The sequence below is a fragment of the Bradyrhizobium sp. Mp19 genome (genome assembly GCF_029952935.1).
GTDB lineage: Bacteria > Pseudomonadota > Alphaproteobacteria > Rhizobiales > Xanthobacteraceae > Bradyrhizobium > Bradyrhizobium elkanii.
Window position 1 is genome coordinate 25,271 of the sequence record NZ_JASAUT010000070.1, and the last position, 14,131, is coordinate 39,401.

Annotated in this window: 12 protein-coding genes; 11 read left to right on the top strand and 1 reads right to left on the bottom strand. The window is 59.4% G+C overall.

What is annotated here, in order from left to right; all coding sequences use genetic code 11:
- The first annotated feature begins 23 nt into the window (after positions 1 to 23).
- The 4 genes from QJT82_RS39685 to QJT82_RS39700 are packed head-to-tail and all read left to right on the top strand — an operon-like array spanning position 24 to position 3,411.
- Positions 24 to 1,073 carry an aldo/keto reductase gene (locus QJT82_RS39685; RefSeq protein ID WP_016847712.1) on the top strand — a complete coding sequence of 350 codons (1,050 nt, stop codon included), beginning with the start codon at positions 24 to 26 and terminating at the stop codon, positions 1,071 to 1,073.
- Complete coding sequence (locus QJT82_RS39690) at positions 1,070 to 1,546, top strand: hypothetical protein (protein WP_125459192.1); 477 nt, start codon at positions 1,070 to 1,072, stop codon at positions 1,544 to 1,546. The genes QJT82_RS39685 and QJT82_RS39690 overlap by 4 nt, the downstream gene beginning before the upstream one ends.
- Positions 1,543 to 2,391, top strand: coding sequence for an N-acyl homoserine lactonase family protein (locus QJT82_RS39695; protein ID WP_038376684.1), 849 nt, complete (start codon positions 1,543 to 1,545; stop codon positions 2,389 to 2,391). Before QJT82_RS39690 ends, QJT82_RS39695 begins: the two co-directional genes overlap by 4 nt.
- Before the next feature lie 39 nt (positions 2,392 to 2,430).
- Complete coding sequence (locus QJT82_RS39700) at positions 2,431 to 3,411, top strand: aldo/keto reductase (RefSeq protein ID WP_016847715.1); 981 nt, start codon at positions 2,431 to 2,433, stop codon at positions 3,409 to 3,411.
- Positions 3,412 to 3,608: 197 nt separating this feature from the next.
- Here the strand turns inward: QJT82_RS39700 and QJT82_RS39705 are convergent, their stop codons facing one another.
- Complete coding sequence (locus QJT82_RS39705; RefSeq protein WP_016847716.1) at positions 3,609 to 4,493, bottom strand: 3-keto-5-aminohexanoate cleavage protein; 885 nt, start codon at positions 4,491 to 4,493, stop codon at positions 3,609 to 3,611.
- Between the two features lie 177 nt (positions 4,494 to 4,670).
- Between QJT82_RS39705 and QJT82_RS39710 the strand changes: the two genes are divergently transcribed.
- The 7 genes from QJT82_RS39710 to pyk all read left to right on the top strand — a co-directional run bounded on the left by QJT82_RS39710 (position 4,671) and on the right by pyk (position 13,787).
- On the top strand, positions 4,671 to 5,579 hold the full coding sequence (locus tag QJT82_RS39710; protein ID WP_038376685.1) for a LysR substrate-binding domain-containing protein: 909 nt from the start codon (positions 4,671 to 4,673) through the stop codon (positions 5,577 to 5,579).
- A gap of 49 nt (positions 5,580 to 5,628) precedes the next feature.
- On the top strand, positions 5,629 to 7,056 hold the full coding sequence (locus QJT82_RS39715; RefSeq protein WP_244436042.1) for a ribulose-bisphosphate carboxylase large subunit family protein: 1,428 nt from the start codon (positions 5,629 to 5,631) through the stop codon (positions 7,054 to 7,056).
- The gene (locus QJT82_RS39720) at positions 7,053 to 8,444 is read left to right on the top strand and encodes a four-carbon acid sugar kinase family protein (protein WP_075968515.1); all 1,392 of its coding nucleotides are present in this window, start codon (positions 7,053 to 7,055) and stop codon (positions 8,442 to 8,444) included. Before QJT82_RS39715 ends, QJT82_RS39720 begins: the two co-directional genes overlap by 4 nt.
- Positions 8,445 to 8,552: 108 nt before the next feature.
- Positions 8,553 to 10,403: a TRAP transporter large permease subunit gene (locus QJT82_RS39725; RefSeq protein WP_051003325.1), complete on the top strand. Its 1,851-nt coding sequence runs from the start codon at positions 8,553 to 8,555 to the stop codon at positions 10,401 to 10,403.
- A 54-nt stretch (positions 10,404 to 10,457) separates the two neighbouring features.
- The gene (locus tag QJT82_RS39730; RefSeq protein WP_038376693.1) at positions 10,458 to 11,486 is read left to right on the top strand and encodes a TRAP transporter substrate-binding protein; all 1,029 of its coding nucleotides are present in this window, start codon (positions 10,458 to 10,460) and stop codon (positions 11,484 to 11,486) included.
- A 26-nt stretch (positions 11,487 to 11,512) separates the two neighbouring features.
- Complete coding sequence (locus QJT82_RS39735) at positions 11,513 to 12,298, top strand: SDR family NAD(P)-dependent oxidoreductase (RefSeq protein ID WP_016847722.1); 786 nt, start codon at positions 11,513 to 11,515, stop codon at positions 12,296 to 12,298.
- Between the two features lie 73 nt (positions 12,299 to 12,371).
- Complete coding sequence (pyk, locus tag QJT82_RS39740; RefSeq protein ID WP_038376695.1) at positions 12,372 to 13,787, top strand: pyruvate kinase; 1,416 nt, start codon at positions 12,372 to 12,374, stop codon at positions 13,785 to 13,787.
- Positions 13,788 to 14,131: the final 344 nt, after the last annotated feature.

Here is a 14,131-nt window from a genome sequence, read left to right on the forward strand (position 1 = left end):
CTAAGACAAATAGGAGAAGAGCTATGTTTCCGCTCGAAAGGCGCACTCTAGGCAGCACCAAAGTTTCCGTCACGTCCGCGGGGCTCGGGACGGTGCCTCTTTCCGGGTTCAATGTCGGGGTGTCCTATTCCGAATTTGAGGCTGTCATCAAGGCAGCCTTCGATCTTGGTGTGCGCTACTTCGATTGCGCACCGATGTACGGTCTCGGAAAGTCCGAGCATTTCCTCGGCCGCGCTCTCCGCGACCTCGGCATCCGCGATCAGATTGTCGTGAGCACGAAGTGCGGCCGGGTACTCAAGCCAGCTAGCCGAACACCGAAGCTCGACACAGTTTATGGCATCGAATGGGTTGATCCGTTCCCGTTCAGAGACACGTACGACTATACGTACAACGGCGTGATGCGCTCGTTCGAGGACAGTCAGCATCGTTTGGGCCTCGATTATATCGATATACTTTTGGTCCACGACGTCGGCCGCGCATGGCACGGCGATCAGGCAGAATTCTACTGGAACCAGCTCCGCGAGAGTGGGTACCGTGCGCTCGACGAGCTGAAGAGTTCGGGTGCTATTGGTGCGGTCGGTTTGGGAGTGAACGAGACCGACTCGGTTGTTGGAGTAGCGCGCGAATTTCCAATTGACTGCGCGTTGATCGCAGGTCGATACACGCTGCTCAACCACGCCCCCCTCGACGGGCACTTCGACGAGCTGCGGTCGCGGAATGTCTCAGTGATTGCGGGCGGCATTTACAATTCGGGCATCTTGGCTGCTGGATCGAAGGCGGCGGCCTCGACGTATGACTACCAGCGGGTCCCGAGCGTTATCCTTGAGCGCGTCCGATCGATCGAGAAGGTTTGCGAGCGACACGGTGTCGATTTGCCGACGGTCGCAACCCAGTTCGTGCAAGCGCATCCCGCTGTCGCCACTGTGGTTCAGGGCGCGAAGTCGACAAGCGAGGTTACCCAGAACGTCCACGCTGTCTCGGCGCGGATACCCGCTGCTCTCTGGCAGGACTTGAGGGTATTCAACCTAATCCCATCGAATGCTCCGGTTCCTGAAGGCGGGCGCTCCTTGTGAGCAGCTTTCTAAGCGCACAGTTCCGTGCCGACGATCCCTTCGATGGGATTGCGCCGGGTTCAGCGGTCGCTGAATACGATATCGTCATCGGACCGGTCATCCGCTATCTGCGCGATGTTGTGACTGACCGGTCTGTTCGTCTTCTCGCGGACTTCGTTGGGACCTCGCATCCGGCAGACGAGCGCCAACCGGGCGATCCGGATCATGCGTACGATATTCTTGCAGCGGTCCGGGTGCCCGTGCAGCGGCGGCACGAGCATCATCATGTGAAGCAGGCGTTGCATCTGCTGCTGCCGCCCAGGGCAGCCGCCCAGACGGCATATCAGCCCACGTCCGAGGCGACATTATTATCTGCGGCCTGGAGCCATCTGCGACGGGCGAGTCCGAGCGGTTGCGATGGCTTGATCGATCTGCGGCAGTGCTGCGGTCAACTAACTCTTGGAGCTGACCATCTGATCGGAGCGTCCGAATGACAAGATATGCCATCACGGTGCTTGAATACGCAGCCAGTCCAAATCATCCGACAAGCGGGGTGCTGTACGGCCGGCACAATAGCGGAAGCATGAATCTGCCGTTTGCCTATGTGGTTCTGCGCAGCAGCGACACGGTCGCTTTGGTTGATGCGGGCTATGATCAGTCGGATTTCGGAGGTGAGATCGCCAATGCCATCGGCGTCACCGGCTGGACCCCGCCTTCTGAGGTCTTGGGTGCCGTCGGCATTCGTCCCGAGGATGTGCAGCACGTGTTCCTTACTCATGCTCATTTCGACCACATGGGTGGGCTGGCCTACTTCCCGAACGCCAAGTTCTACATCCAGAAGCGTGAGATCGAGAGCTGGGTTTGGGCCTTGTCTAAGGGACGTCGTTTTCGATCCCTCCTCGGCGGCATCAACCCTGCCGATATCCTGAGACTCGTGGATCTTGGAATGAAGAATCGGTTGGTTGTGCTCGATGGTGCGTCCCTCGATATCCTGCCGAATGTCGATCTTCTTCCCGCCTTTGACACCCACACGGCAGGTTCGCAGTACGTGGTGGTTCGCAACGGCGGAAGCTTAGAGGACCGATGGGTCCTTACTGGAGACGTTGTCTACACCTACGAAAACCTGCATGGAGGAGATCGGGATGATCCATGCTTCGTGCCACCAGGACTGGCTACGGGAAGTCAGACCAATCTCATTCTCGCGGCGGAAGAGATGCTCGACAGCGTGGGCGGCGACATGTTGAGGCTCGTCCCCGTCCACGAGGAAAAGCTCAAGGATCACTTCCCATCGCGGGTGAGCGATCGGGGACTGAGGATCATTGACATCGCGACAATTTGAAACAGCCCAGGGGCTGGCGAGACAGCGAGGGTATCGCTCATGGATTACATACGTTTGGGCCGTTCGGGCCTCAAGATTTCGCGGATTGTACTTGGCTGCATGAGTTACGGGGTCGGTGAGCGAGGGAATCATCCTTGGACCCTAGGCGAGAGCGATAGTCGGCCATTCATACGCAAGGCTCTCGATTTCGGGATCAATTGTTTCGACACGGCCAACATGTACTCGGACGGTACGAGCGAGGAGATCGTCGGCAAGATTCTCAAGGAAATGGTACCGCGAGACGAAATCGTGATCGCCACGAAGGTCTACGGTCGCATGCGCCCGGGACCAAACGGGATCGGCCTTTCACGAAAGGCAATTCTTGCCGAAGCGGAAGCAAGTCTCCGGAGGCTCGGCACCGACTATATCGATCTGTACCAGATCCATTTCTGGGACAACGACACGCCAATCGATGAGACTCTCGAAGCCTTGAACGACCTCGTACGAAGCGGAAAGGTGCGCTACATCGGTGCGAGCAATGTCTATGCGTGGCAATTCGCCAAGGCTTTGTACCGATCTGACGCGAATTCGTGGACGCGTTTTGTCTCCTTGCAGTGTCATTTGAATCTTCTTTACAGAGAAGAAGAGCGAGAAATGCTTCCGCTCTGTCGGGACGAAGGCGTCGGTGTGATTGCGTTCAGTCCGCTTGCCCGGGGCCGGCTCACCCGCCCATGGACTGAGAGAAGCTCTCGCTCCGATACTGACAACGTAACGGCACAGTTCTACGGCCATGCCGAAGCTGCCGACCGGAGCATCGTCGACGCAGTTACGGATATTGCGATGGAACGACGAGTGGCGCCAGCGCACGTGGCGCTGGCGTGGGTAGCTGCAAAGGCCGGAGTGACGGCACCAATTGTTGGTGCGACCAAAACGCAGCACCTTGACGATGCGATTGAAGCGCTCGGCCTGAAGCTGACATCCGATGAAATAGCCAGACTGGAAGAACGCTACGTGCCCCATACCGTGGTTGGACTGAAATAGAGCGTAGCTCAATCGGACTTCTTTATTCGGCATTAAGGGAGGGGTGCGCCCGCAAGCGCACCTGCCGCAAAAAAAGTGCCGAGATCCATTGAGATCCCGGCACAGTCAGGGAGAACCTCGGGGAGGTGCAGAATTTCTGGTCTCGTTGGTTGATTTTTATCGAAGGGCGGTGGCCGATCGTATCGAGATGCGCCGCATCAGGAGATTTCGAGGATCTCGCGGACGTCATCTGGCGAAGCGATCTCCCGTCCGCATCCTCTCGCGATTGTGCAAGTGCGGCGGACGAGTTCCTCGTTGGTCGGGCGGCCGAGCTCAATGTATGGGTAGTCTCCAATCCCCGGAGCGATATTGCCGCCACGCCTCGCGACGCCCTCGCACAGATCCAACAAGTTTCCGCCGACAATATTGGCAGTCCAGCTGTGCCTGACGGTCTTGGGTAGGAACGGCAAGAATGCGTCCAATCCTTCGAGCGTACCGGGATGGCCGGTGAGATACGGACCATCGGTCATGTTGAGCAGGAAGTAGCCGGGCTCGGCCACGAGGCCCATCTCCATGAATGCCAGCGCGCGTCGCACAAAGCCGATCGACCAGCAGGTCATCTTCGGTTTGATGCCGGCATTCTTCAGGCAGCGAAAGTAATGCTCCACTGCGTTGGTTCGGTTTTCGTAAACGCGATCGGCGTGCGAAAAACCGAGCTTCTCACGGTCGAATACGTCGAGATTGGTGCTGCCGGTGTCAATCGGAACGATGTCCGGTTTGGTCGCCGGGTCCTTGGCAAGTTCGAGAATGCAGTTAATCCTCGCATTCGGGTCGGTGTCGTTGGCGAAGAAGCCGAGCGTTGGCAGGATCAGCATGTCGCACTTCTGCCGAACCTTTCGGATGATCTCAGCGTTCCTTTCGGCGGTATGGAGCGGCGCTCCGTCGTCCGCACGAGCGTGGAAGTGAAGAATTGAAGCCCCAGCTTCGCGGCAGCGAGCTGCCGTCTCGGCGATTTCGTCTGCCGTCCAGGGAACGTGAGGGTTTCCATCCCGCATCGCGTATTCGTTCACGCGAGCCTCGACGATCATCTTCTTGTGCGCCATTCTTGATGCCTCATGCCAACGACCAGGCAGATTTCAAGGCCGTCCGTAGTGGGTTGGGCCAGCCATGATCGAGCGTTGCACCAGCTTAAGACTCCGGCGCAGAACCCCCAAACGACTTTTAACGCCACCCTTGTGATAAAAGCTCACAGCCGCTAGAGTTGTCGTTTGGAGGGTCGGATGGCGCGTCCAAAGCCTTCGCTCAATGCGTTACGTGCTTTCGAAGCAACGGCGCGGTTGCGCAGCATGACTGCGGCTTCGCTCGAATTATCGGTGACTCATGGAGCGATCAGCCGCCATATCCGGTCGCTCGAGGAATTGCTTGGCGTTCCGCTCCTGGTGCGAACGTCCTCCTCGACAGACCCGACCCCTGAGGGGAGTCGCCTGGCCGAAGGCCTTACCGCTGCATTCAATCTTATAGATGGCAGTGTCGAGCAGATATTGCCTGGACCGCTGACGGTCTCCTGTTCGGCGACCATCATGATGTATTGGCTGATACCTCGCCTCGCGGGATTTCACGAAGCTCACAGGAATATCGATCTCCAATTCAACATGAACTACGATCAAGTGGATTTCATCCGTGATAAAGTGAGTGTCGCGATTCGCTCCAGCACCATCACACCACCCAAGGATGTTGTCATAAAAGAGCTTGCGCGGGAGTGGATTTCGCCCGTCTGTGCGACGTCTTATGCGAAGGCCAACAGGCTCAGAAGGCCAAGCGACATCGCGGATTGCCGATTGTTAGGGACGCGGACGCGTCCCGAGGCCTGGTCGGACTGGCTCGACGAGTTGGGGCTGCGGCAAGATGTCCGCATTCAAGAATCCTACGAACACTTCTATTTGCTCATCCAGGCCGCGCTGTGCGGCCTTGGCTTGGCGCTAGTCCCCACGATGTTTGTCCTCGAGGAGATCAACAGTGGAAGATTGGTCGCGCCATTCGGCAGCATTCCCGGCAAGCGAATGTTAATGCTTTGGACCGCTCCTCACGTGGCGAGCCGTCCTGAAAGTAGGGCGGTTTCCAACTGGCTCACGCGCGAGATGTCCGCCACCGCGGAGATGTGCGCGGGCCTGGGCAGCGTGGACGCCTAGTCCAGTCCTTCCAAGCCCCGAGCCGTGTTGGATCCGCGGATCGCATGATGTGAGTTTTTCTCACATCTCGCTTCATCAATATCGTTTGCTGCCGCCGGGTACTCAAGGTCAGATGTGGCCGTCCATCATCCGAGCGGGCCGCCCGGATGAAAGAGACAAAATTTCGGAAGAAATGCAGCAAACCTCGACAGGGCGTACCATGCGCAGCGATAGTCCGCGATCCGAGTTTACCGCCCGATATCTCGTCGAGACCGGCGATAGCGTGGCGAGGGCAGCGGAAGTCATTGCCGGGGAGCAGTCGAGCGGGACGTTCCTTGCGTTACCCGGGGAGACCGATGAGCTCAAGAGGCGATCGCGAGCCCGGGTGATTAGCGTCACCGAGCTTCCGCCTGTCGATAGCCCGACTCTGCGCAGTTCCTTCTTCGAGAAGAAGGATCGCCCAAACGCGTTTCATCGCGGCGAAATCGAAATCGCCTTTCCGGTTGACAATGTAGGCTGCAATATCCCGACGCTCTTGGCGACCGTTGCGGGCAATCTGTTCGAACTCGGCGAGACGACGGGTCTCCGGCTCCTCGACATCGAGATGCCTGTTAGCTACGCCGCGGGCTTTCCAGGTCCGAAGTTCGGCGTTGAGGGGACCCGACGTTTGGCCGGAGTCATTGATCGGCCATTGATCGGTACGATCCTGAAACCAAGCATTGGTATGTCTGCGTCCGAGACCGCCGTGCTCGTCGACAAGCTTTGCGAGGCCGGCATTGACTTTCTCAAGGACGACGAACTGATTGCGGATCCGCCGTATGCGCCCTTTGAAGAGCGTCTGAAGGCTGTGTTCCCCGTCATCGAAAAGCATGCCGATCGGTTGGGTCGAAAGCCGATGTACGCAATCAACATCAGTGGCTCGATCGACGACATGCGGCGCCGCCACGACCTGGTGCTGGAAGCCGGCGGCACGTGCGTGATGGTGAGTGTCAATTGGTGCGGATTCTCGGCAATTGAACATCTGCGAACATACACCAATCTGCCGATCCACGGTCACCGCAACGGCTGGGGCCTGTTCACGCGCCACCCGTGGCTCGGTTTCGATTTTGCCGCGTTTCAAAAGCTATGGCGCCTGACCGGTGTCGATCATCTGCATGTCAACGGCCTGAGGAGCAAATTCTGGGAGCCGGATGATTCCGTCGTTGCTTCGGCCAGGTCTTGTCTGGCGGCCTTTTCAGGGGTCAAGGCGATGATGCCGGTCTTTTCGTCGGGGCAATGGGCGGGACAGGCAGGTGACACGTTTGAGCGGCTCGGAAGCATTGATCTGATGCATCTGGCCGGAGGTGGCATCATGGGCCATCCAGGGGGCATTGCTGACGGCGTCATGAGCCTGCGCGAGGCTTGGGAAGCCGCAGTTCAAGGCGTGCCAGTTACCGAATACGCCAAATCCCATCGGCCATTGCAGCTCGCTATCTCAAAGTTCGGAGGCGCGGCGTGACGCAAGGTCGATACCGACTTGCCTTCTACGGCGACGATTTCACAGGATCGACTGACGCCCTTGAGGCCGTGGCCTTCGCCGGCCTGCGTGCGGCACTTTTTCTACGTCCCCCGACGCCCGACGTCTTGAAGCATTTCGGCGACCTAGAGGTTGTCGGCCTCGCGGGAGTAAGCCGCGGCATGTCGTCCGCGGAGATGACCGAGCACCTGCCGGGAGATTTCCGATACCTTGCATCGCTCGGAGCGCCAATTGTGCACTACAAGGTGTGCTCCACTTTCGACAGCTCGCCCGAGATCGGCAGCATCGGCCGGGTGATCGAGATCGCCAAGTCCGTGTTCGGCAACGATCCGATCCCGATCGTCGGCGGAACGCCTTCGCTGCAACGATACTGCATCTTCGGCAATCTATTTGCCAGATCCGGGACGGACGGGAACATCTACAGGATCGACCGTCACCCGATCATGAGCGTTCATCCGGTGACGCCGATGAACGAAAGCGATCTGGCTGTCCATATCGGTCGGCAGGCAGCACTCGAGATCGAAAAACTCACGTTGCCCTTCCTCGATCAGGATCATGCGAGGGCCGCCGGCCGGTTCGCAGAACTGGCGAAATGTGCGCCCGACGCAATATTGCTGGATTCCGTGAACGCGTCGCAACTTACGCAGGTCGGCCGACTGATCGCCGATCGCGCGGCCGGTAATCGAAGCGCGTTTGTGGTCGGCCCGTCAGGCGTGGAATATGCTTTGATGCAATGGTGGCGTGAGGCCGGGATAATTCCTCCGCCCTCTGAAAGCTATGGTAACCCGTCCCCGGTTGACCAGGTGCTCGCCGTATCCGGCAGCGCTTCCTCGCTGACGGCCTTGCAGATCGACGCAGCCGTCCGGGCCGGTTTTGCCGAGGTTCCTCTTGATGCAGCCGACTTGCTTGATCCCGACAAGCATGGCGTGGTCGCGACCCAGGTCGTCCGAAGCGCCACTTCTCTTCTCAAGGAAGGGCGCAGCGTCATATTGCATACGGCACGCGGTCCGGATGATCCGCGGATCGGAAAGATGATCGAGAAGTTCGTCGGCGGCGGAATGTCTCGCGAGCTCGCCAAGCATGAAGGCGGCCGAAATCTTGGCCGGAAGCTAGGACAGCTCGTCAGTGACATCCTCGAAGCGGTACCGTTGAAAAGATTGCTGCTGTCGGGCGGTGACACGTCGAGCCAAGTCGCGCAGTTGCTGGACATCGACGCCCTCGAAATTGCGGCCCGCGTAAGTCCGGGCGTTCCGCTCTGCAGGGCCGGAGCGACACGCGGGCGGTTGGACGGACTTCAGATAGCGTTCAAAGGCGGTCAACTCGGCGAAGAAAAGTTCTTCGAACACGGGTGGCTCGGTAAAGTCTGCTAAAAGCGAAACAGGGAGGATGCCGTGAGTGTGCCATCGATGCCCTCGGGCGGCGTGGTTACGCACGATGGTGCGGGCGACGCCATGTCGTGCGCGGCTCTGCCGAGAGCCATGGAGAACTCAAGCAAGAACATCGCGCTTGCCGTTGCGGACGGCGTCGACCGACTGATCGGTCGACTGCTCGAGGTTTGCGTCTCCATACTGCTGGCCGCCGAGATCTTGCTGCTGTTTGCGGGAGTTCTGGCACGCTACGTCTTCCTCAAGCCGATCATTTGGTCGGACGAACTCGCGTCCATGCTGTTTCTCTGGCTGGTAATGCTGGGCTCTGCCATCGCGTTGCGAAGGGGCGAGCACATGCGGATGACGGCCCTGTTCGCTTTCGTATCGCCGCGAATGCGAGCGCAACTCGACACAATCGCATTGGCGGCATCGCTTGGACTGGTCGTTCTGCTATTCCCGGCCGCGCTCGAGTACGCCATCGAGGAAGCGATCGTCAGAACTCCGGCGATGGACCTGTCCAATGCGTGGCGCGCCACCGCTGCACCCGTTGGCTTCGGGTTGATGGGCATATTTGCACTGCTTCGGCTCGTTCGCCTCGCTGACACCAGACTGATCTTTTCTTCGCTCGGCACCGTCGCGTTCATTGTAGGCCTGTTTTGGCTGCTCCAGCCCCTCTTTGCGCCGCTTGGCAACATCAATCTCGTCATCTTCTTCGTCGTGGTGGTGGCGAGCGCGGTATTCACCGGCGTGCCGATCGCCTTTTCGTTCGGTCTGGCGACGTTCGGCTATCTCATGCTCACCACGAGGACGCCGCCGCTCATCATCGTGGGCCGCATTGACGAGGGCGTCAGCCATCTGATCCTGCTGTCGGTTCCTCTGTTTGTATTCCTCGGCCAGCTCATCGAAATGACCGGCATGGCGCGGGCCATGGTTGCGTTCCTTGCCAGCCTGTTGGGCCATGTGCGTGGCGGACTGTTGTACGTCCTGGTCGGAGCGATGTACCTCGTCTCCGGCATCTCGGGATCGAAAGCTGCGGACATGGCGGCGGTTGCGCCCGTTCTTTTCCCTGAGATGAAGCGCCGCGGCGCCAAGGAGGGAGACCTCGTGGCGCTGCTCGCGGCAACGGGCGCCCAGACCGAGACAATTCCCCCGAGTATCGTTCTCATCACGATCGGGTCGGTTACCGGTGTCTCGATCGCGGCCTTGTTCACCGGAGGCCTGCTCCCCGGCGTCATCCTGGCGATCACGCTCTGTTGCGTCATCGCGTGGAGGTACCGCAACGAGGACCGCAGCCTCGCCCGTCGTGCCTCCGCCAAGGAGATCGGCAAGACGTTTTTGGTCGCCGTGCCGGCAATCGCATTGCCGTTCGTCATTCGCTCGGCGGTTATCGAAGGCGTGGCGACCGCAACCGAGGTGTCCACGATCGGCATATTCTATGCGATCGTCGTTGGAGCCGTGTTCTACAGGCAATTCGACTGGCGGCGGATCACGCCCATGCTGGTCGAGACTGCCAGCTTGTCCGGCGCAATTCTGTTCATCATCGGCACTGCGACGTCGATGGCATGGAGTTTGACGCAATCGGGATTCTCGCGCTCGCTCGCCGTGGCGATGAAGCAGCTGCCGGGCGGGTCGATGAGTTTCATGGCGGTGTCCATCGTGGCCTTCGTCGTACTGGGCAGTGTGCTCGAGGGCATTCCCGCGATCGTTCTCTTCGGGCCGCTGCTTTTTCCGATCGCTCAAGCGCTCGGAATCGATCTCGTGCACTATTCGATGGTCGTCATATTGGCGATGGGCGTCGGTCTGTTCGCACCGCCGTTCGGCGTCGGCTACTACGCAGCTTGCGCGATCAGCAGGGTAAGCCCGGACGCTGGAATGAGACCCATCGTAGGTTACATGACGGCCCTGTTGATCGGGCTCGCGATCGTGGCGCTCGTCCCGTGGATATCGACGGGATTCCTGTAAGCGCTGGTGCCCGGACCATAATAGTACAAACCACGTAGAGAATGGAGGGAAGCGATGAAACGGACTTTCAATCGCAGAAGGTTTCTGCAGGGGACCACGACAGCGGCTCTGGCCACTGGCATTGGATATCCGATCAAAAGCGCTCGGGCGGCCGCGGAGTTCCGGCTTCGCTGGGGTTTCAATCTCGCCGAGTCTCACCCGATTACGACGCGCGCCAGAGAGGCGGCCGAACGCGTACTGACGGAAACGAAGGGGCGAGTGGAAATCAACGTATTTCCCAATAATCAGCTCGGAGGTGACACCGACATGCTGTCGCAACTGCGCGCCGGCGGGCTCGATTTGTTTCTCAATTCCGGGATCAATGTTCTGTCGACGATCGTTCCATCGGCATCGATTTACGGATTGGGGTTCATCTTCCCGGACTACGACGCAGTCTGGAAGGCGATGGACGGAGAGCTCGGCGATGCGTTGCGGCTCGCTATCGGAAAAGCGAACCTCGTTCCCATGGGCAAGATGTGGGACAACGGGTTTCGCAACATCACGACGAGCGCAAAGCAGATCAACACACCGGCCGATCTGAAGGGCGTCAAGATCCGCGTGCCTGTCGGTGCGTTGTGGACGTCGATGTTCCAGGCGTTCGGCGCCGCGCCGACGGCGATCAACTACAGCGAATTGTATTCTGCGCTGCAAACGAAGATCGTCGACGGTCAGGAGAATTCGTTGGCAAATATCTTCACCGCAAATCTGTTCGAAGTGCAGAAATACTGCGCTTTGACCGGTCACATGTGGGACGCCTTCTTCTGCGTCGCAAATAAGCGGAACTGGGAGGCTATTCCCGAGGATCTGCGCAAGATCATCGCTGCCGCGATCAACGATGCCGCGATGGCCGAGAGAACGGATATGGCCACGCTCGCGACTTCCCTGCGTGGAGATCTGTCCAAGAAGGGCCTCATATTCAATGAGCCGGACGTCGCGGCCTTCCGCGAAGCGCTTCGCACTGCGGGGTTCTACAAGGAATGGCGTGCAAAGTACGGCGAGGAATTGTGGACGACACTTGAGCGCACCACTGGAAAGTTAACCTGAGACGACGAAGCGGGAGCTAGATCGATATGAGATTGAACAAGAAGGTGGCGCTCGTCACCGGTGGCGCGCGCGGTATCGGCTTCGCTATCTCCAAGGCGCTGGCGCGAGACGGGGCTCGCATCGTCATCGCGGACCTCAACGTGGATGGCGCGAAGACATCGGCGTCGATGCTTGAAAACGCGAGTCGCGAGCATCTCGGCTTGAAGGTGGATGTCGCGAACCAGGAGTCCGTGACGGAGTTGTTGGATGAAATCGTCCAGCAGTGCGGCGGATTGGATATTCTGATCAACAACGCCGGCATCGGCGGCAATACGCCCTTCCTCGATATCAAGCTCGAGGATTGGCAACGAATGATCTCGATCAATCTGACTGGTGCGTTCATTGTCGCGCAGGCGGTTGCGCGCCAGATGGTCAATCAGGGGCGCGGCGGCAAGATCATCAATATTGCGTCCCTGTCGGGACAGCGCGGCGGGAACGGTCGAGGCGCATATGGCGCGGCCAAGGCCGGGCTGGAGCTGCTCACGAAGGTCATGGCGGTCGAGCTCGCGCAGCACCGGATCAATGTCAACAACATCGCTCCAGGAGCGATCGAAACCGAGATGGCCAAGACGGCACACGATCCGGCGACGCGGAAAGCCTATGAATATCTCATCCCAATGGGCCGCTATGGCCTTCCGGAGGAAATTGCCGATGCCGCGGTGTTCCTGTCGTCGGACGAGAGCCGATACGTTCATGGCCACACATTGAACGTCGACGGAGGGTTCCGCGAGGCCGGCCTGATGTTCGGGCCGGACAAGACGCCTCCGCGGTAGCAGGGAACAAGCCTGTCCTGAGGACCCCCTTCATCACGTAGGGCCCCGATTTGTTGATGGAGAAATGACCAACGTGCGCCGAAACCGACGAGCAAAAATCGTAGCAACCGTTGGGCCGGCGTGCTGCGAGCCAGAGATGCTGCGAAAGCTGTTCGAGGCCGGGGTCGATACGTTTCGTCTCAACTTCAGCCACGGTGCGAAGCAGGACCATGCCAACGTTCACGCCGCGATCCGAGCTCTCGAGATCGAGATGGGCAGGCCGATCGGTATCCTGCTCGACCTCCAGGGACCCAAGATTCGTATCGGTACGTTGCGCGAAGGGAGTCTGACGCTGGCGGCGGGCGAGACCGTCCGCTTCGTCCAGGAAGGCATCGAAGGTGATCGGGATGCGATCCCGCTGCCGCACCCCGAGGTGTTTGCAGCGGCAGCGCCGGGGCACGATCTATTGATCGACGACGGGCGGCTGCGGGTTCGTGTCAAGTCGCTGGATTGCAATAGCCTCGAAGCCGAGGTGATCATCGGCGGAAAGCTTTCCAACCACAAAGGAGTCAACCTGCCGGGGACGATCCTCGACCTGTCGCCACTTACTCCGAAAGACCGTTCGGACCTCGACTTCGGTCTTCGACTGGGCGTCGATTGGGTGGCGCTGTCGTTCGTGCAGCGGCCGGGAGATCTCATCGAGGCGAGGGGACTGATCAGAGATCGGGCGGGCCTCGTCGCGAAGATCGAGAAGCCGGCGGCACTCGACCGGATCGACGACATCATTAGCTTATCCGACGCGGTCATGGTGGCGCGGGGCGACCTTGGCGTCGAGATTCCTCATCAGGACGTTCCTGGCCGGCAGAAGGAATTGGTGCGAGCCTGTCGATTGGCGGTAAAGCCGGTCATCGTGGCCACGCAGATGCTCGACTCCATGGTCGTTTCGCCGACGCCGACCCGCGCCGAGGCATCGGACGTGGCGACGGCTATTTACGATGGAGCGGACGCGGTCATGCTGTCTGCGGAGTCAGCCGTAGGCCATTACCCGCGTGAAGCAGTGGAGATGATGGATAGTATTATCCGCAGCACCGAACGTCACAAGATGTATCGTTCTATCGTCGATGCTTTGCGTCCGGAGGAGGAGCAGACGGCCCCTCACGCGGTGGCCGCGGCGGCTGCGGGATTAGCATCCGCGATCCATGCCTCTGCGATCGTCGTCTACACATCTGGAGGCACGTCCGCTGCCCGCATTGCCCGTCGCCGCCCGGATGTGCCCCTTCTTGCGGTGACGCCGAGTATCGAAACTGCCCGTCGGCTTTGTTTGCTCTGGGGCACGCACAGTGTGTCGTCAACCGACGTGAACGACTACGAGGAGATGGTGTCTCGGGCCGTCTCTACCGCGGTCGGCGAGCAGTTCGCTGAAAGCTTGGATACCGTGGTTATAGTTGCGGGAATTCCGTTCGCGCAGCCCGGAACCACTAACAACATCCGCGTAATCGGGGTGACATGAGCTGCCCTGGACGCTTGCGTCTTGCACCGAAGGCCTGTGGAATGCGCCCGTACTCATGAGCGCGCGATGGCCTTCGGAGTTACGCGCGATACGACGTCCTATCTGCTTGCGAGTCGACCGGGCGAACGTCATAGAGATGGTGTCACGAGTCCTCCGATCCCAGATGATCACGTTAGTGGTGATCGTCGCGCGGCGGCCTGGCTTGCCTCAAGCTCGGGTCACCTGCCAGTTTCGCGATAGATGAATCGAGATCATCTAAATGCCGAACTAGGGTCCAGACTCAATTGAGCCAATATGCGACGAGAGCGGCGAGATGAACAGCGGCCAAAAAATTACGGGCGAGC

What these genes read in the sequence shown, in the direction of transcription:
- QJT82_RS39685 (WP_016847712.1), top strand. Translation starts at nt 24, where the DNA reads ATGTTTCCGCTCGAAAGGCGCACTCTAGGCAGCACCAAAGTTTCCGTC.
- QJT82_RS39695 (WP_038376684.1), top strand. Translation starts at nt 1,543, where the DNA reads ATGACAAGATATGCCATCACGGTGCTTGAATACGCAGCCAGTCCAAAT.
- QJT82_RS39700 (WP_016847715.1), top strand. Translation starts at nt 2,431, where the DNA reads ATGGATTACATACGTTTGGGCCGTTCGGGCCTCAAGATTTCGCGGATT.
- QJT82_RS39705 (WP_016847716.1), bottom strand. Translation starts at nt 4,493, where the DNA reads ATGGCGCACAAGAAGATGATCGTCGAGGCTCGCGTGAACGAATACGCG.
- QJT82_RS39710 (WP_038376685.1), top strand. Translation starts at nt 4,671, where the DNA reads ATGGCGCGTCCAAAGCCTTCGCTCAATGCGTTACGTGCTTTCGAAGCA.
- QJT82_RS39725 (WP_051003325.1), top strand. Translation starts at nt 8,553, where the DNA reads ATGGAGAACTCAAGCAAGAACATCGCGCTTGCCGTTGCGGACGGCGTC.
- QJT82_RS39730 (WP_038376693.1), top strand. Translation starts at nt 10,458, where the DNA reads ATGAAACGGACTTTCAATCGCAGAAGGTTTCTGCAGGGGACCACGACA.
- QJT82_RS39735 (WP_016847722.1), top strand. Translation starts at nt 11,513, where the DNA reads ATGAGATTGAACAAGAAGGTGGCGCTCGTCACCGGTGGCGCGCGCGGT.